Consider the following 18,772-nt stretch of genomic DNA (forward strand, 5'->3'; position numbering starts at 1 on the left):
CGGATGGCGAAGAAAGATTACTACGAGGTACTGGGCATACAGAAGGGTGCCAGTGACGAAGAGATAAAAAGAGCCTTCAGAAAGCTAGCAATCCAATACCATCCCGATAAGAACCAGGGGAATAAAGAAGCTGAGGAAAGGTTCAAGGAAATAAATGAAGCTTATCAGGTTCTGTCTGACCCTGAAAAGAAAGCACAGTATGACCAGTATGGTACAACAGATTTCCAAGGTGGTTTCGGTGGTTTCGATGGTGGCTTTGACTTTTCAAGCATGGGTGGTTTTGGAGATATTTTTGATACCTTCTTTGGCGGAGGGTTTTCCAGCGGTAATAGAAGAAGACACAATGCGCCTGAAAGAGGTTCTGATATAGAAGTAACTCTCAAGCTTACTTTTGAAGAAGCAGTATTTGGTGTAGAAAAGGAAATAAGTATTCATAGACATGAAACCTGTGAAACTTGTCACGGAAATGGGGCTAAGCCGGGAACATCTCCAAAGACCTGTGATAAGTGTTCAGGTACCGGTCAAATCAGATCACAAAGAAGCACTCCCCTAGGCAGTTTTGTTAGTATGTCTACTTGCGATAAGTGCGGTGGAAAAGGAAAATTAATAACAGATCCATGTCCGACATGTAAGGGTAAGGGCAAGGAGAGAAAGAATAGAAAGATTAAAGTTAATATACCTGCCGGTGTTGATAATGATAACGTAATTCCATTGAGAGGACAAGGTGAGCACGGCTCTAACGGAGGACCTCCAGGAGATTTATACATCGGACTTAAGGTAGGTTCCCATCCTGTATTTAAGCGAAAAGGTGTAGATATTTACATCGATGCCCATATAAGCTTTGCCCAAGCTGCCCTGGGAACCGAATTAAAAGTTCCTACGGTAGATGGTGACGTAAAGTATTCAGTACCCCAAGGAACTCAGCCGGGAACCATATTCAGACTTAAAGGTAAAGGTGTCCCAAGAGTTAATTCTGCAGGAAGAGGAGACCAGTTTGTCACGGTGATAGTGGATGTACCAAAGACATTAAACGAAAAGCAGAAAGAAGCACTGAAACTCTTTATGGAAGCAAGCGGAGAAGAATATGAAGAAGGAAAAGACGGGAAAAAGAACGGCTCCTTTATGGGGAAAATCTTCGGAAAAGAAAAATAATAACAGTTGAAATAGTAAGCACATAAGGTTCAGGGAGTTTTTCTCTGAACTTTATGTGTAGTTTTATATAACAAAATGGCTATAATATAATTAATAATTAGTAATTATGGTTCTTTTTTTTTAGCTGGCTAAGAAAAAGCCTCCTTAATTACTCATTACTCATCACTAATTACTAATTAAAAAGTTGGAGGATAAGTGGATGAACGGTAAATGGTATGAAGTTAAGGTGATAACAAAAAGTGAAGCAGTTGAGCCTATATCAGGGATTTTTTACGGTATGGACGTAAAGGGGGTAGCCATTGAAGACCCTAATGATATATTAAACAGGGAACAAGGACCGCTTACATGGGATTTTGCTGACATAAATATATTAGAATATGGTGGAAAGGCTGCCGTGGTAAAGGGATACTTCAATGAAACTGAAGATGAAGAGCAATTGACAGCCTATGTGAAGGAAAAACTTCAAGAATTAGTTGAAATGGGCTTTGATATCGGTGAAGGTACTGTTTTATGTGAGTTAGTCAGAGAAGAAGATTGGGCTAACAATTGGAAGAAATACTACAAGCCCACAAAAATAGGGGGAAATATTGTAATTAAACCTATTTGGGAAGAGTATACTCCGGAAGGCGGAGAGATGGTAATAGAGCTTGACCCAGGTATGGCCTTTGGTACAGGTACTCATGAGACTACAAGGATGTGTATATTGGCACTACAAAAGCATGTAAAGCCGGATAGTGAGGTTTTCGATATAGGAACGGGCTCCGGAATATTGGCTATTGCGGCAGCCAAGCTGGGAGCTAAACACGTTGTAGGAGTAGACCTGGACCCTGTGGCGGTAGACTCCGCCCTGGAGAATGTAGAGTACAATAAGCTTGATAATATAGAAATTCTTCATGGAAACTTAATGGATGTTGTAAAAGGCAAGGCTGACCTTATTGTGGCCAATATTATTGCTGAGGTAATTGTAATCTTGATAGATCAGGTTAAGGAATTCTTAAAAAGCGGTGGATTGTTTATTTCCTCTGGTATAATCAAAGAAAGAGAAAGCATGGTAGTAGAAAAACTTATAAGCTCCGGCTTTACAATCAAAGAAACCATGTATGACGGAGAATGGGTTTGCATAACTGCAGAATACTTATAGAAGGGGAAGTAATATGCATAAGTTTTTTGTCAGTCCAGACGCTATAAGTAACGAAAAAGCGGTCATTGATGGCGATGACGTAAAACACATTTACAAGGTATTAAGACTTAAAGCCGGCGATGAAGTCATCATAAACAATTCACAAGGTAAAGAATATTTAGGCCGTATCCATGATGTAAATAAAAGCACTGTGGTTATTGATATCATAGAAGCTATGGATATAAACAATGAGAGCAATCTGAAAGTGGACTTATACCAGGGTTTACCTAAATCAGCTAAGATGGATTATATTGTACAAAAGGGTACAGAAATAGGAATAAATAAGATCACTCCCATCATAACGGAAAGAGTAATTGTAAAAAGTGAACTTGGGGAGTTTAAAAAGACGGACAGGTGGAGAAGAATAGCCTTAGAAGCCTGCAAACAGAGCAAAAGGACATTGATTCCGGAAATAAACGAGCCTATAGAATTCAAATCCTTGCTGACTATCTTAAAAAACTATGATATAGTTGTAGTACCCTATGAGAATCAAGAAGGCTTTGGTATCAAAAAAATGTGTAAAAGCCTTCAGAAGGAAGTGAAGTCAGCAGCAGTGGTCATAGGCCCGGAGGGCGGCTTTGAAGAAGACGAAATTAAGTGCCTTGAGGACATAGGCGGATACATAGTAACTTTGGGACCGAGAATATTGAGAACGGAAACCGCAGGAATAGTGACTGCTGCGCTTTTACAATACGAACTGGGGGACTTGGGCGGCCTTATCTAATGAGTAATTAGTAATAAGTAATGATGGATGAAATTCAGCTGACCTGAATTACTACAAAATTATAAAAAGAAGATTTTTCGCAGCGAAGCGGAGAAAAATTCACCACAATTACTCATTACTCATTATTAATTTTTAATTGAACAAAAGGGGGAATACTAATGAAGGTAGCGTTTGCCACCTTGGGCTGTAGAGTCAATCAATATGAGTCTGAGGCAATGACAGAGAAATTTATCAGAGATGGATATGAAGTAGTAAAATTTGATGACTATTCGGATGTATATGTTATAAATACCTGCACGGTTACAAATATGGGAGATAAAAAATCCAGACAGATGATCAGCCGTGCCAGAAGGACCAACGGAAATGCAATAATTGCAGTAGTGGGTTGTTATTCCCAGGTGGCACCGGAGGAAGTAGCTTCAATAGAGGGTGTAGATGTAGTACTAGGCAGCAGAAACAAGGGAGACATAGTCTACTGGGTAAACAGGGCTATGGATGAGAAAAACAAGATAGTAGAAGTTAAAGACGTCTTAAGAAATAACAAGTATGAAGAGTTAACAATTGAAACCTATCAGGATAGGACCAGAGCCTTTCTTAAGATACAGGATGGGTGTAATAGATTTTGCTCCTACTGTCTAATCCCCTATGCTCGTGGAGGGGTATGCAGTAAGGACCCTGAAAAGATTATTACAGAGGTAAAGGAACTTGCTTCAAATGGTTTTAAAGAGATAATTTTATCGGGCATCCACATTGCGTCCTATGGCATGGACTTAGACAGTAATGTGACTCTGGTAGATATTTTGGAACAAATCAATGAGGTGCCCGGCATCGAGAGAATAAGAATTGGATCCATAGACCCAACCTTTTTTACCGAAGGAGTTATGGATAGAATATCAAAGTTAGACAAATTGTGTCCTCACTTCCATCTATCCCTGCAAAGTGGCTGTGATGAAACTCTAAAACGCATGAACAGAAGATATAACTCCCACCAATACAGAAATATTGTTCAAGAGCTCAGAAAGAGGATAAAGGATGTATCTATAACTACGGACATAATAGTTGGCTTCCCGGGAGAAACCGAAAAGGAATTCAATACCACCTATGAGTTTTTAAAGGATTTGAAGCTGACCAAAACTCATGTATTTAAGTATAGTCCAAGAAAAGGAACCGCTGCGGCTAAACTTAAGGATGATGTAACCCCTCAGGAAAAAGAAAGAAGAAGCTCACTGCTTATAGAACTTAACAGAATTAATGAAAAGCACTTCATAGAAAATTTAATACAAAGAGAAATGGATGTTCTGTATGAGCAAAAATCTTCAATTGAAGGGGAATATTATGAAGGCTATACTCCAAACTATATAAAGGTGGTTACTCCTTTTGAATATATGGATGTTATCGGGAAAATAATTCCTACAAAAATTATAGGAGCAAAAGAAGAATTTGCATATGGAGCATCCTTAGAGGTATAATATGGAATAAAGGAGGTGACAGATTTGGAAGGTTGTATTTTTTGCAAGATAGCCTCAGGTGAAATTCCTGCTGAGAAGGTCTTTGAAAGTGCTAATGTATTGGCATTTAAAGATATCAATCCTGGTGCACCTGTACATATATTAATTATACCGAAAAAGCATATAGCCAGTGTAAATGATATAGAGGACCAGGATGTAAACATAATAGGTGAAATATTCATTGCTGCAAAGAAAATTGCAAGCAGTCTTGGTGTTGCAGAAGATGGCTATAGAGTTGTTACCAACTGTGGGGAAAATGCGGGACAGACAGTCCGGCATCTTCATTACCATCTATTAGGAGGACGATCATTAAAATGGCCTCCAGGCTAAGACTTATGGCAATAATAAAGGTGAATTGAAAAGTTAACTTCCACTTTGTAGAATTAACTTCCACCGTAAAATCGATACTAGATAAGATTTTTGGTTATAAGAGTAATTTTTTGCTTATTTTAGACAAAAATGAGGTATAATTTAAGTAGCTCAAGCAGATTTCAGCTGATTTTGGGTATAGCAAACAAAGGGTGAATATTTTCCGTTTTTTTTGCAAAGGTAAATTCCACCCATTGAAAAAGTTTTAACTTAAGCGCCAGCGGTAATCCCTGCTTGAGTAGGTTAATATTTTAATAAACTCGGATTCATGATAATCTCATTTGGTTTGATGAGTTCTGAATCCAACTTTGCGAGCGTTTTAGCGCCGTAAAGGAAGCTGAATACCGAGTATGGAGACTGGTCATTCAGCTTTTTTCTTGAATAAGAATTAATGTGACTCATCATCAATGAGATATCCTTCTGTTGAAATGAGTTGAAGCTCTGGCCTTTAGGAACAATTCTCCGGATCAATTCATGGTTGTTTTCTGCAGCACCTTTCTGATATGGCGCTGAAGGGTCGCAGTAGAAGATGCGTGTTATGCGGTTTCCCTGCCTATCAAACTCGATAGCCTTTGGATTTGTAAACTCACTGCCGTTGTCAGTTAGAATGACAGGAAATAGTTTTAGAAAAGTGTCAGGCCCCAGTTCCAAATAAAGATTTTCGAAAATATCTATGACGGAACGTGAAGTGTTTGCATCCCTAATAAAAGCAAGCATAAACTGAGAATCAACGAAATGGATAGTGAGCAACACCTTACCACCTTTAGTACCTTCAACAGAATCCATTTCAACTACTGGAGTATCAGGATTTTCCTTCATGAATTCAAGAAAATCCTGATATGTGCGTCCAATTCTGTAGGACTTATCCACTTTAAAATGATTTTTAAGCTTTTTTCTTGGACGATAAACAACTTTTCTTGGAAGGTCAATATTTTTTGTGGAGAAAAGATTGTAATCAATATAGTTGTAGATTGATTTTTCACTATGCATGATAAGGTCTCTGTTATTAACGCAGATATGGTGTATAGATTGACCTCTTTGAATGAGTGGGGTTATGATTTTATCAAGACGTTTAATCTCGTCCTCAGAAATAGTTATGCCGCTTCGTGACTCAGAACGACGAAGTACATATTCATCATGGGCATAGGAAGCATTATAGATTGCTTTCTCCAGAGTACATTTTGTAAGGCTAGCACATCCATTGCACACATAAGGTGGCTTAGAGAGTAAGTGACAAGTATATGCTTTGTAATCAGAACAGAATTTTGAACAATCTGAACAAAAGCGACAGCGTCGAATTCTACAATGTGATTTCTCACATAGATATGTATGGTTGCAAGTTAAACGATGAATACAGTTGTTAAAAGGTCTACCGTAAGAACCTGTTCGCTTGTACATGATATGATTTTTAACCTCTTTGGAAATGGTTGTACAATCTCGATCAAGCTCTCGGGCTATTGCTTTGAAAGAAAGGGAGGCTTTAAGCATTATTTCAATAGAGACTCTTTCCTCTAACGTAAAGTGTTTGAATTTAGCCATAATGAAAAACTCCTTCCTTACCAAGCAAGGATTACTGTAATGACGCATATATCAATATAATAATATTTTGTATTACTAAATTCCACTCTCTATACTCTTTCATATTTGTAGAATTAAAATCCACTCTTACCACCTAGAGAGGTGGAATTTACTTTTGCAATTAAAGTGGCAATAATAAAAGAAAAGTCATTATTAATGAAATTCTTGACAGTCTGTCATCATATAATGTATAATATTCACTGTGTTATTTGTACCCAAAGGCTGATTTTATTATTTGATAAGATAGAGCTAGCGGAGGGAGGGATAATAGATGTCAGAAATAAAAGTTGGAGAAAATGAAACTCTTGAAAGTGCTTTAAGAAGATTTAAGAGAAAATGCGCAAGGGCTGGTGTTCTTTCTGAAGTTAGAAAAAGAGAGCATTATGAAAAGCCAAGCGTAAGAAGAAAGAAGAAGTCTGAAGCAGCAAGAAAAAGAAAATTCAAATAGAACTCTTTGAAAGAAGGTATCGAGATGCCACTTAAAGAAAGACTCCAGGATGATTGGAAGCAAGCTTTAAAGGCTAAGGATAAATTCAGAGCAGATACCATCAGTACTGCTAGAGCAGCCATTCTTCAAGTTGAAAAGAATGAAGGAGCTGCCAGTGTTGATGACGAAACTATCATTGAAATTTTAGCTAGGGAAGTAAAGCAAAGGCGAGAAGCTATTGCTGAATTTGAAAAAGGAAACAGACAGGACCTTGTTGATAAGGCGAAAGCCGAAATTGAGATTTTGTTAAGTTACCTTCCTCAGCAGTTAAGTGAAGATGAAATATATGAAATAGTACGAGTGGCAGCCGTTGAAGTTGGTGCAAATAGCATGAAAGATATGGGAAGACTGATGGCAGCGGTTATTGAACGAACCAAGGGCAGAGCAGACGGTAAAGTAGTTAGTACCATAGTTAAAGAGCATTTGAGTAAATAATTTAAAGTGTGAAAAGGAATATCCGTAGGGATATTCCTTTATTACTTTTTTTGAAGACTGCCTTGTCATTTATTCTATTGACTTCTCATAAATTAGTATGAAAGAAATTTTTTGAGGTGAAATTGTGGAAGACAAGATAAATAAGGCAAGGGAAAGTTTGGCTCATCAATTAGATTTGCCTAGGGATGTAGTCTTAAACATTCCAAAGATAAGCGTAACAGGAAATAATGAAATCACAATAGAAAATCATAAGGGCATTGTTTTGTTTGATGAAAAAGAGATAAAGGTAAATTCTAATGTAGGTCTAATATCAATTTCAGGAGAAAAGTTTGAGATTTTATTTTTGGGAGGAAGCACTATCACAATCAGTGGAAAATTTAGAGCTATACTCTATGAGGGGACATTATAATGAGGTTATCCAAGTATTATAATGGCGTTATAGAAATTGAAATACAATCTAGAATTCCTGAAAGGTTTATTAACTTACTTTGGAAGAATGAGATAATGGTAAAAAATATTGCCCGCGTCGACATTACGACAATGACCATGGAAATCAATATCAGAGATTATGATAAGATAAAAGATATATGCAAGAGGACGGAAACAAAGGTAAGGATTATAGGCAGGCAAGGACTGTTCTTTTACTTGTTTCAGATTAAGAGACATTTTTCCCTGGTAGGCGGTGTTGCATTTTTCGCTTTAGCAATTTTGTATCTTTCTACCTTTATGTGGTCTATAGACATTACGGCAGATAAGTACATAAGCCCCTATGAAATAAGGCAGAGGTTGTACAGCTATGGCATAAAGCCGGGCATAGCTAAAAGTAAGATCAATGTGAAGCAATTAGAGGATAGGGTTATGAAGGATGCAGATGACATAATGTACTTTAGAGCAAGAATTGAAGGGTCCACTCTAAAAATAATTGTAGGGGAAAGGGTTGCACCACCTGAGATAGTAGAAGACAATGAGCCCTGTGATGTAATTGCAAAGGAAGACGGAGAAATTTTAAGAATATTTTCAACAGCTGGTACACCGGTGGTACAGGCGGGAGACAAGGTTAAGAAGGGACAAATACTTATAAAGGGTGAACAAGGCAAGGAAGGAGCTGTATACCCGGTACATGCTAAAGGACAAGTCATGGCCAATACCTTCTACGAATACGAAAGGGAAATGCAAATAAAGGGTATCAGGTATGAGGCCACAGGAAGAACGGTTGAAAATAGCTATATTGAAGTATTGGGAAAAAAAATATATCTAAAAAAAGGTTTAAATAAATTTACCAATTATGATAAAATAATAGATAATAAAGGTTACATAAAACGAGAGATTTTTAAAGAAACAAAAGCAGTTGAATTTGAACTGGATAAAAAACAAGTGGTGGATAGTACAGTAGAAGAACTGCACAAGAAAACCATGGAATCCTTTGATAAATCTGCCAAGCTAAAGGATACTATTGTGGAAAGTGAGCAGAACGGCAACAATTTAAAGATCAGGGTTGTGTTTGTGGTGGAAATAGATATAGCGCAAGAACAAAAAGCCAGATGAAGATTCTGGTATAGGAGAAGGTGCATAAATGAAGAAATACAATTCAGGAAAAAGTGATAAACTCAATAGAATATATAAAGTTTTAATTTTCCTGTTAACTTTTGTAATATTATTTTTTACCCTGATGACAGCAGTAGTGTCTCCCAAGTATTCCGTTAAGGTAGGAGAGATAGCTAAGAATGACATAAAAGCACCCAGGGAAGTGAAGGATAGGGTAGCTACTGAAGAAAAGTATAGGCAAGTGGAAGAGCAAGTGGAACCTCAATATACTAAGGACAATGAGGTAAAAGAAAATATCATCAATACTATAGATTCCCTATTTATTGCACTTAGAGGTGTAAAGTCACTGCTTGTGGAAGATGAAGCCAAAGTGGAGAAATTGAAGGAAAAATCTCCTATACTCCTATCTGAAGAAGAGTATGTTGGGCTAGTGGCCCTGCAGGATAATGAGGTTGGTACACTACAACAATATCTTGTTGATGTTTTTGAAGATATTTATGATAACAGTAGAATCGAAAGCAAGACTGAACATACAACCAGAACCCAAGAGGAGTTAAAAAACAGATTTAACAGTTCAAATTTATCAAGTAATCAAAAAGTCTTAGGTATAAGTATTGGATATAAATTAATAAAGCCGAATTACTTTTTTGATGAACAAAAGACAGAAGAGCTAAAAAAAGAAGCTATCAAAGATGTCGAGCCTGTAATGATAAAAAAAGATCAGATTATAGTTAAATATGGAGAGCCAATTACGGTGAGACAAATTCAGATATTAACTGATCTAGGCTTGCTCAATGATAACCCAGCCATACAGTTGAGACTTTATATCAGCTTGACGGTACTCCTCTTGGGCATCATGATTTTTCAGTGGCACTATATTTATAAGTTTTATAGATCAGTGTTTGATAATAACAAAATTATATTGCTTATAAACTTATTAAGCTGCGTATCCGTGATAATCTCAAGGACTATGGGGATAATTTCACCTTATCTTATTCCCTTTGCATGCATACCACTGCTGATGACCTTGCTGGTAAATTATAAGATATCTCTGGTCATAAATATTCTGAATGTGATACTGATAAGCGGTAGTGTAGGTTTTAATATTGAAGCCGTTATCCTTGCAGTAGTCAATACAGTGATAGGAGCTGTGGTGCTTAGAAAGATGCAGGCAAGAAACGACATATTCTACTCTACGGCAGTAATCGTCATAGTAAATGTGGTGTGTACTTTCTGCATAGGCACTCTACTAAGCAATAACTATCTCGAAGTATTGAAAAGAGCGGGGCTTGCTTCAGTAGGTAGTATCACTGCTGCAGTACTTACAATTGGCTTGCTGCCATTTTTTGAATTTACCTTTGATATTGTTACTGCCATGAAATTGCTTGAACTTGCAAATCCTAATCAGCCCTTGTTAAAGAGACTGCTTATTGAGGCGCCGGGGACTTACCATCACAGTGTAATGGTAGCCAATCTTGCAGAGGTGGCTGCGGAAGATATCGGTGCTAACTCAATTCTTGCAAGAGTTGGAGCTTATTATCATGATGTGGGAAAAATAAAAAGACCCTACTTCTTTAAAGAAAACCAGATGGGCATGGATAATCCACATGACAAGATAGCTCCAAATTTGAGTGCCATGATCATCACATCCCATGTAAAAGACGGACTGGAGTTGGCAAAGGAATACAAGGTACCGGTGGTTATACAGGATATAATTGCCCAGCATCATGGCAATTCCTTAGTTAAATATTTTTATATAACAATGAGAAATAATGCACAAAATATAGAGGATGTTAAGGAAGAAGATTTCCGGTATGCTGGACCTATTCCTAAGGCGAAGGAGACAGCTCTAGTCATGCTGGCTGATAGCGTTGAAGCGGCCGTTAGATCTATAAAAGAGCCTTCTATAGAAAAGATAGAAACCATGGTAAATAATATTTTTAAGGATAAACTAAATGATGGACAGTTAAGTGGCTGCGATTTGACCTTATACGAGTTGAAAAAAGTAAAAAAGGCTTTTCTTAAGGCGCTGACAGGTCTCTATCATCAAAGAATAGAATATCCTGAAGAAAACAAAATTATTAAAGCCGAGGAGATAAAAAATGATTTACATTGAGAATGGACAGGGAAAAATTAAGTGGGACAGTGAAACAGAAGAATTGCTAAAGGCTGTAATTGACTTTGCTGTAAAGGAGGAAGGAGTCACTTGCGGCTATCAGATAAGCGTACTTTTGGTAGAGAATGAGGAGATACGAAGCATTAATTGGGAGCATAGAAGAATTGATAAAGTAACGGATGTCTTGTCATTTCCAATGCTGGATTATCCCAGTGGAAAGGTATATAAAGAAGTTTATACCGATAATAATTTTGATAGCAGTATGCTTGATGGAGTAGAACTGGTTCTCGGTGACATCGTTATTTCACTTGAAAGGGCCATGGAGCAGAGTATAGATTACGGCCATTCCTTTAAAAGAGAGCTTACTTACTTGATAATACACTCCGTACTTCATCTCTTGGGTTATGACCATATGCAAGAAGAAGATAAGTTAAGAATGAGGGAAAGAGAAGAATATATACTTTCTAGATTCAATATCAATAGAGATTAAAGGCATTGAGGAGAGATTATGAAAATAAGGAAGCTTGTGGATAGTTTTAATTATGCAATAGAGGGGATAATATATGCAGTAAGAACTCAAAGAAATATGCGAATTCATATGGCAGTAGCCCTGTTGGTATTAACAGCTTGTTTCTTTTATGATCTAAGCAAGGTAGAACTGCTTATTTTGACAATCACTATTACCATAGTGATAGCTGCTGAACTTGTAAATACAGCGGTAGAAAGTGCAATTGATGCTACCACAAATTATTATCATCCTTTGGCAAAAATTGCGAAGAACACTGCAGCCGGGGCTGTACTTGTAACTGCAATAAATGCAGTTATCGTCGGCTATATAATTTTCTGGGATAAGTTAACAGATATCACCTTCAGCGTAATAACTAAGGTAAAGCAATCGAATCCATATATGATGTTTCTGGTTTTGGTAATAGTGTCTATTGCTACTATAGTAGTAAAGGCTATCTACGGAGAAGGCACACCTTTAAGAGGTGGCATGCCCAGTGGTCATAGTGCATTAGCTTTCTCTATAGCTACTACAATAGCTTTGATAACTGAGGAGCCACTTTCTATAATGCTCAGTTTTCTGCTGGCTTTTATTGTAGCACAAAGCAGGGTGGATACAGAAACCCACTCCATATTAGAAGTATTGATGGGAGCGGTCTTTGGCACATTACTAACGCTTTTTATATTCAGAGTTTTTAGCTGAACCTTCTTACCATTGCAAAGATTTCATTTAATGTTATAATTTATACAACGAGGTGTTCAATATGAATCATGAGACATTGATAAAAGAGGCTTTAAAAGCCAGACAAATGGCATACACACCCTATTCTAACTTTAATGTAGGTGCAGCGGTGCTTACTGAAGATGGCAAAGTATATACGGGCTGTAATATTGAAAATGCATCCTTCGGCGCAACAAACTGTGCGGAGAGAACTGCCATTTTTAAGGCTGTATCGGAGGGATCTAGGACTATAACCGCTATTGCGATTGTAGGTGATCTTAATTCATATACTTATCCTTGCGGAATATGCAGGCAGGTATTTTTGGAGTTTGCTAAAGATGAAAATATAGAAATTATTTTAGCAAAGAATGAGAAAGATTATGTAGTAGAAAGACTTAAAGATATAATCCCGGGGGCATTTACAAAAAAGGATCTGAATAAGGAGTAGATAAACTAATGTTTAAATCAGGATACGTAACAATAATAGGAAGACCCAATGTAGGTAAGTCTACATTACTGAATAAATTGATGGGCGAAAAGTTGGTAATAGTATCAAATAAGCCTCAGACCACAAGAAACAATATACATACAATTTTGACCAGTAAGAATTATCAGATAATATTTGTTGATACTCCCGGCTTGCATAAGCCCAAACACAAGCTTGGTGAAATAATGGTAAAAAGCGCAAAAGATACCCTGAAGAATGTTGATCTCATTTTGTTTTTGACAAATCCCGATGATGAGATTGGCAAAGGAGATGCAATGATCCTTGAGGAGCTAAAGGGGATAGATAAGAAAGTCTTCTTGGTTCTGAATAAAATAGATGAGAATACGCAGGAAAGAGTTGCGCAGACTCTAGCTAATTATAGTAGCTTTTTCGATTTTGATGAGATTGTACCAATCTCTGCACTGAAAGGTAAGAATGTAGACACCTTGTTAAAGCTTATAACCGATAACCTTCCTGAGGGTCCAATGTACTATCCGGAAGAAATGGTAGCGGATGTACAGGAAAGATTTATCATTACCGAGATGATAAGAGAGAAGGCTCTTAGGAATTTATCTGAGGAAGTTCCACACGGAATTGCTGTGGAAATAGTGACCTTTAAAGAGCAGGAAGATAATAGAATTAATATCGAAGTAAATATGCTTTGTGAAAAGGAATCTCATAAAGGTATTATCATTGGAAAAAACGGAGCAATGCTTTTAAAGATAAAAAAACAGTCAAAAGCAGATATAGAAAGATTTTTAGGGAAAAAAGTGAACTTGAATATATGGGTAAAAGTAAGAAAAGAATGGAGAGATAATCCTGCTTTATTAAAAGATTTGGGTTATGACTTTAAGAAGTAGAGACGATTTTCTTTTACAGAACTAGGGGATGATTTTCTGTCAGTAATTAATTGTAAAGCAGTTGTATTAAAAGTATCAGATTTTGGAGAAAATGATAAGATAGTATGGCTTTTTACCGATAAGCTCGGTAAGCTATCTGCTATTGCAAAGGGAGCCAAAAAAAGTAAAAGTAAGCTTTTCTCAATTACTCTCCCATTTTGCTTTGGTGAGTATACTGTATTTAGGGGTAAGAGTATGTATGTTTTGAGTGAGGGGAAAACTATAGAATCCTTTCAAGCTCTGTTAAATGACTTAGATACCTTAACCTATGGCTCCTATATATGTGAGTTGGTTGATATATCCATGGTAGATGAAGAAAGTAACAGAGATATATTTAAAACCTTAGTATCCTCTCTTTATCTGCTGAAAAGCAGGGCGGTAGATGACGAAATATTACTGAGGGCATATGAACTTAATGTTTTAAACAATACGGGCTATGGCATCAATTTTGAAACTTGTGGAGTATGCAGAAAAAAAATAGAACAGTGCAGTTATATAAGCTTACAGCAATTTGGAGGAGTGTGTGACCAATGTCCAAAAACTGATGGAATAAGTATAAGCAAACCTGCATTTAAGGTTTTAAAGTTTCTTAATAATATACCCTTAGAAAAGGTATATAGATTAACTGTACCGCAAAACATAAAGAGAGAAATAAAAAAGACCCTTCAACTATTTATTTCAAATAATTATTCAAGGATACCAAAAAGCTTACAAATGCTTGATTTTATAAAGGAGAGTGAATAAAATGAGTGAAATTACTCTTGAGAAAGTAGACATGATAAGAGACAGAACGGGAGTTTCATACACAGTGGCTAAGGAAGCCCTGGAAGTATGCAATGGTGATGTGCTAGAAGCAATTGTTTTCATTGAAAACAACAGTAAAAACAAAGGTAGCTTCTATCAGACAAAAGAAGAATTCATCAATTGGGTAAAAGATATAGTCAACAAGGGAAATGTAACAAGAATCAGAATTAAAAAAGATGATAAGGTTCTAGTTGACTTGCCTATTACAGCAGGGCTCGCAGTAACAGGTTTGACCGCGATTTTATCTGTTCCGCTCTTGGCCATCGGAGTGGTAAGTGCTGTTGTAACTAAGGTTACAGTGGAAATTACAAAGGAAGATGGTACAGTTGAAGTTGTAAACAAGTATATCAAAGATACCATGGGAGATATGAAAGGAAAAATAGACAGCTTTACCGAAAAACTTGGTGGAGTTGCGGAAGAAGTTAAGGAAGTAATCAGTGAAGTAGCAGAAGACCTTAAAGATAAAATGAAAAACAGAGTAAACCATGAAGGTAAAAATCAAGATACCAATAATGCAGAAGAGAATGTATATAAATACACTGTGAATTTTGAAGAAGTTGACGATAATAACAAAGAAGAAAGTGACAAATAAACTAATTTTGTATATAATAGATATGAAATCTCTTTAAGACCGTAAAATTCATTAATTACTATACATTTATCATAATTACATGATATAATGATTGGTGATAAGATAATATTTATATGTTATAAGAGCTTTAAGAGAAGGTATTGAAAAATATTTTCTCTTAAAGCTATGAATTCATTAATATTTGTATAGCGTATTATATAGATAATTAGCTTTTACTGAAAGAAGGTGAAGACTATTAGGTATACACCTAGACAGGAACAAATAATTTCAATAGTAAAGGAAGTCGGGCCAATTACTAGTGAAAAAATTGCATCAAAGCTGGGATTAACCAGAGCAGCTTTAAGACCGGATCTAGCTATATTGACTATGAGTGGTGCGTTAGAGGCCAGACCTAGGGTAGGATACATATATTCAAGAGAAAAAGCAAAAAATTTGTTATATGACTACATAACAAATATAAAGGTCAAGGACATCATGTCTAAACCGGTAACTGTAAATGAGGAAACAACGGTTTACGATGCAATAATTCATCTTTTTTTAAATGATGTTGGCACACTTTTTATAGAAAACAAAGGCGTATTGGTAGGGGCAGCTTCAAGAAAAGATCTCTTGAAAATTGCAATTGGGAGTACCGATATTCATAAAGTTCCTGTAGGTATAGTAATGACCCGAATGCCTAATATAGTCTGTGTAGAAGCGGAAGATACTGCATATCTTGTGGCTCAACGAATTATTGAACACGAGGTAGATAGTATCCCGGTCATTGAAAGAGTTTTCGATGGTACTAAAGAAGCCCCTAAAATCATAGGGAAAGTATCTAAAACTAATATCACTAAACTATTTGTTGCCCTAGGGCAAAACAAATAGGACAAATTCGGGCTAACCGGGACTTAATTTGTCCCGTTAGTATATAGATTTAATACATATCGGAGGAGTGTTAGAATGGATAACAAGAAGTATGTGTACCTTTTTAGCGAAGGCGAAGAAAGTCAAAAAGAACTTCTTGGTGGAAAAGGTGCTAATCTTGCAGGTATGACAAGACTAGGAATACCAGTTCCACAAGGATTTATCGTTACAACAGAAGCTTGTAACAAATACTATGAGGACGGAAAACAGATATCTGATGAAGTTATTGAGCAAATTTATGCAAAAATGGCTGAGTTAGAAAAGATTACTGGTAAAGAATTCGGTGGAAAGAATAATCCACTACTTGTATCAGTAAGATCCGGTGCTAGAGTTTCAATGCCTGGTATGATGGATACAATATTAAACCTTGGATTAAATGATGAAACAGTTGAAGTTATGGCTAACTTAACTAATAATCCAAGATTTGCATATGACTCCTACAGAAGATTCATCCAAATGTTTGCTGATGTTGTTATGGGAGTAGAAAAGAGATTATTCGAAAACCTTCTTGATGAAATGAAGGAATCAAAAGGTTATAAATATGATACAGACTTAACTGCTGATGACTTAAAAGTATTAGTAGGACAGTTTAAAGAATTATACAAAAAGGAAAAGGGAGAAGACTTCCCAACAGATCCTAAGGCTCAATTAATCGAAGCTGTTACAGCTGTATTCAGATCCTGGGATAACCCAAGAGCTAATGTATACAGAAGACTTAATGACATTCCTTCAAACTGGGGAACTGCTGTTAACGTTCAGGAAATGGTATTCGGTAACAAGGGAGAAAATTCTGGTACAGGTGTTGCCTTCTCAAGAAACCCATCTACTGGAGAAAAGAAAATATATGCTGAGTACTTAATGAATGCTCAAGGAGAAGACGTTGTTGCTGGTATCAGAACTCCAGAAGACATATCAACTCTTGAACAGAGAAACAAAGCTGTATATGATGAATTCATGGCTATAGTTAATAAGCTTGAAAATCATTACAGAGACATGCAGGATATGGAGTTTACTATAGAAGACGGTAAGCTTTACTTCCTACAGACAAGAAATGGTAAGAGAACAGCTGCTGCTGCGTTAAAGATAGCTGTTGACTTAGTTGAAGAAGGTCTTATAACTAAGCAAGAAGCTATATTAAAAGTTGATCCAAAACAGCTTGACTCATTACTTCACCCAGCATTTGATGCATCTGCATTAAAGAAGGCTGCTGTTATAGCTAAGGGACTTCCAGCTTCACCAGGAGCTGCTTGCGGTAAGGTTGCTTTCACAGCTCAAGAAGCTAAGGAAAGACATGAAGCAGGAGAAAAGGTTGTTCTTGTTAGACTTGAAACTTCACCAGAAGATATCGAAGGTATGATAGCTGCTGAAGGTATACTAACTGTAAGAGGTGGTATGACTTCTCACGCTGCTGTTGTTGCTAGAGGTATGGGTGCTTGCTGCGTAGCAGGTTGTGGAGAAATAAAGGTTAACGAAGAAGAAAGATACCTCGAAGTTGGCGGAAAGAGATATACTGAAAATGACTATATATCAATAGATGGAACTACTGGTAATGTTTATGGTGAAGCTATTCCAACTGTTGAACCAGAAATAACTGGATACTTCGGAACATTCATGGCTTGGGCTGATGAAATAAGAGCATTAAAGGTTAGAACTAATGCTGATACACCACATGACGCTCAAACTGCTGTTAAGTTCGGAGCTGAAGGTATCGGTCTTTGCAGAACTGAGCACATGTTCTTTGCTGAAGACAGAATACCAGCAGTGAGAGAAATGATAGTTGCTAAGAACGAAGAACAAAGAAGAAAAGCTCTTGCAAAATTACTTCCAATGCAGAGACAAGACTTTATAGGTCTTTACGAGGCTATGGAATTCAGACCAGTTACTATCAGATTCTTGGATCCACCACTACATGAGTTCTTACCTCATGCTGATGAAGATATAGCAGCTTTAGCTAAAGAAATGGGATTAACATTCGAAGAGCTTAAGGCTACTGTAGAATCATTACATGAATTCAACCCAATGATGGGTCACAGAGGATGCCGTCTTGCTGTTTCTTACCCAGAAATAGCTGAAATGCAGACAAGAGCAGTAATAGAAGCTGCACTTGATGTTTCAGGAAGACATCCAGAATGGAACATAGTTCCTGAAATAATGATTCCTCTTGTAGGAGAAGTAAAAGAGCTTAAGTTTGTTAAGGACGTAGTTGTTAAGACTGCAGAAGCTGTTATGGCTGAAGCTGGCAGAAAAATTGAATACAAAGTTGGTACAATGATAGAAATACCAAGAGCAGCTGTTACAGCTGATGAAATAGCTAAGGAAGCAGAATTCTTCTCCTTCGGTACTAACGACTTAACTCAGATGACATTTGGATTCTCAAGAGACGATGCTGGTAACTTCTTAAAGCACTACTATGAGTCAAAGATATACGAGCAAGATCCATTTGCTAAACTTGACCAAAATGGTGTTGGTAAGCTAGTTAAGATGGCTGCTGACCTTGGAAGACAAACAAGGCCAGACATCAAGCTTGGTATCTGCGGAGAGCACGGTGGAGATCCTTCATCTGTTGAATTCTGCCATAATGTAGGATTAAACTATGTATCCTGCTCACCATTCAGAGTTCCAGTTGCAAGACTTGCTGCTGCTCAGGCACAGGTTAAGAACCCAAGAAAGTAAAGATTAAATCAGCTTATTCAGTGTGATAAAAGTATGGGTACTATCTCTTATTAATTTAAGAGATAGTACTCTTTTTATGAATAATGAACGAT

The 18,772-nt window shown here is 36.9% G+C and carries 19 protein-coding genes; 18 read left to right on the top strand and 1 reads right to left on the bottom strand.

The window, feature by feature from the left end:
• The first annotated feature begins 3 nt into the window (after positions 1-3).
• The 5 genes from dnaJ (at position 4) to FHY60_RS05755 (ending at position 4,894) form a co-directional block, all read left to right on the top strand.
• Complete coding sequence (gene dnaJ, locus FHY60_RS05735) at positions 4-1,152, top strand: molecular chaperone DnaJ (RefSeq protein WP_139904061.1); 1,149 nt, start codon at positions 4-6, stop codon at positions 1,150-1,152.
• A 199-nt stretch (positions 1,153-1,351) separates the two neighbouring features.
• Positions 1,352-2,293: a 50S ribosomal protein L11 methyltransferase gene (gene prmA, locus FHY60_RS05740; protein ID WP_139904062.1), complete on the top strand. Its 942-nt coding sequence runs from the start codon at positions 1,352-1,354 to the stop codon at positions 2,291-2,293.
• 13 nt (positions 2,294-2,306) lie between these two features.
• Entirely contained in the window at positions 2,307-3,056 is a 750-nt protein-coding gene (locus FHY60_RS05745) for a 16S rRNA (uracil(1498)-N(3))-methyltransferase (RefSeq protein ID WP_139904063.1), read from the top strand.
• A 158-nt stretch (positions 3,057-3,214) separates the two neighbouring features.
• A complete protein-coding gene (gene mtaB, locus FHY60_RS05750) occupies positions 3,215-4,525 on the top strand; it encodes a tRNA (N(6)-L-threonylcarbamoyladenosine(37)-C(2))-methylthiotransferase MtaB (protein WP_139904064.1) in 1,311 nt (436 codons plus the stop codon).
• Between the two features lie 24 nt (positions 4,526-4,549).
• Positions 4,550-4,894 carry a histidine triad nucleotide-binding protein gene (locus FHY60_RS05755; RefSeq protein ID WP_139904065.1) on the top strand — a complete coding sequence of 115 codons (345 nt, stop codon included), beginning with the start codon at positions 4,550-4,552 and terminating at the stop codon, positions 4,892-4,894.
• Positions 4,895-5,176: 282 nt separating this feature from the next.
• On the opposite strand, the gene FHY60_RS05760 is transcribed toward FHY60_RS05755, so the two are convergent.
• The gene (locus FHY60_RS05760) at positions 5,177-6,472 is read right to left on the bottom strand and encodes an IS30 family transposase (RefSeq protein ID WP_139904066.1); all 1,296 of its coding nucleotides are present in this window, start codon (positions 6,470-6,472) and stop codon (positions 5,177-5,179) included.
• A gap of 310 nt (positions 6,473-6,782) precedes the next feature.
• On the opposite strand from FHY60_RS05760, the gene rpsU reads away from it, so the two are divergent.
• From rpsU to ppdK, 13 genes are all read left to right on the top strand, one after another.
• Positions 6,783-6,959, top strand: a complete 177-nt coding sequence (gene rpsU / locus FHY60_RS05765; protein ID WP_074364434.1) for a 30S ribosomal protein S21 — start codon at positions 6,783-6,785, stop codon at positions 6,957-6,959.
• A gap of 24 nt (positions 6,960-6,983) precedes the next feature.
• Complete coding sequence (locus tag FHY60_RS05770; RefSeq protein WP_139904067.1) at positions 6,984-7,433, top strand: GatB/YqeY domain-containing protein; 450 nt, start codon at positions 6,984-6,986, stop codon at positions 7,431-7,433.
• A gap of 124 nt (positions 7,434-7,557) precedes the next feature.
• On the top strand, positions 7,558-7,842 hold the full coding sequence (gene yqfC / locus FHY60_RS05775) for a sporulation protein YqfC (RefSeq protein ID WP_139904068.1): 285 nt from the start codon (positions 7,558-7,560) through the stop codon (positions 7,840-7,842).
• Positions 7,842-8,978 carry a sporulation protein YqfD gene (gene yqfD / locus FHY60_RS05780; RefSeq protein WP_139904069.1) on the top strand — a complete coding sequence of 379 codons (1,137 nt, stop codon included), beginning with the start codon at positions 7,842-7,844 and terminating at the stop codon, positions 8,976-8,978. Before yqfC ends, yqfD begins: the two co-directional genes overlap by 1 nt.
• A 28-nt stretch (positions 8,979-9,006) precedes the next feature.
• Positions 9,007-11,094, top strand: a complete 2,088-nt coding sequence (locus FHY60_RS05785) for an HD family phosphohydrolase (RefSeq protein ID WP_139904070.1) — start codon at positions 9,007-9,009, stop codon at positions 11,092-11,094.
• The gene (ybeY, locus tag FHY60_RS05790) at positions 11,081-11,584 is read left to right on the top strand and encodes an rRNA maturation RNase YbeY (protein WP_139904071.1); all 504 of its coding nucleotides are present in this window, start codon (positions 11,081-11,083) and stop codon (positions 11,582-11,584) included. Before FHY60_RS05785 ends, ybeY begins: the two co-directional genes overlap by 14 nt.
• An 18-nt stretch (positions 11,585-11,602) precedes the next feature.
• The gene (locus FHY60_RS05795; RefSeq protein ID WP_139904072.1) at positions 11,603-12,301 is read left to right on the top strand and encodes a diacylglycerol kinase; all 699 of its coding nucleotides are present in this window, start codon (positions 11,603-11,605) and stop codon (positions 12,299-12,301) included.
• A 61-nt stretch (positions 12,302-12,362) separates the two neighbouring features.
• On the top strand, positions 12,363-12,767 hold the full coding sequence (locus tag FHY60_RS05800; protein WP_139904073.1) for a cytidine deaminase: 405 nt from the start codon (positions 12,363-12,365) through the stop codon (positions 12,765-12,767).
• A gap of 8 nt (positions 12,768-12,775) precedes the next feature.
• Positions 12,776-13,666 carry a GTPase Era gene (era, locus tag FHY60_RS05805; protein WP_139904074.1) on the top strand — a complete coding sequence of 297 codons (891 nt, stop codon included), beginning with the start codon at positions 12,776-12,778 and terminating at the stop codon, positions 13,664-13,666.
• A 36-nt stretch (positions 13,667-13,702) separates the two neighbouring features.
• Positions 13,703-14,449 carry a DNA repair protein RecO gene (recO, locus tag FHY60_RS05810; protein WP_139904075.1) on the top strand — a complete coding sequence of 249 codons (747 nt, stop codon included), beginning with the start codon at positions 13,703-13,705 and terminating at the stop codon, positions 14,447-14,449.
• Position 14,450: 1 nt separating this feature from the next.
• A complete protein-coding gene (locus FHY60_RS05815; RefSeq protein ID WP_139904076.1) occupies positions 14,451-15,101 on the top strand; it encodes a DUF4342 domain-containing protein in 651 nt (216 codons plus the stop codon).
• Positions 15,102-15,335: 234 nt separating this feature from the next.
• Positions 15,336-15,968 carry a transcriptional regulator CcpN gene (gene ccpN, locus FHY60_RS05820; protein ID WP_423243587.1) on the top strand — a complete coding sequence of 211 codons (633 nt, stop codon included), beginning with the start codon at positions 15,336-15,338 and terminating at the stop codon, positions 15,966-15,968.
• 75 nt (positions 15,969-16,043) lie between these two features.
• The gene (ppdK, locus tag FHY60_RS05825) at positions 16,044-18,680 is read left to right on the top strand and encodes a pyruvate, phosphate dikinase (RefSeq protein WP_139904078.1); all 2,637 of its coding nucleotides are present in this window, start codon (positions 16,044-16,046) and stop codon (positions 18,678-18,680) included.
• Positions 18,681-18,772 lie beyond the last annotated feature (92 nt).

The organism is Clostridium thermarum (genome assembly GCF_006351925.1).
GTDB classification, from domain to species: Bacteria; Bacillota; Clostridia; order Clostridiales; family Clostridiaceae; genus Clostridium_AU; species Clostridium_AU thermarum.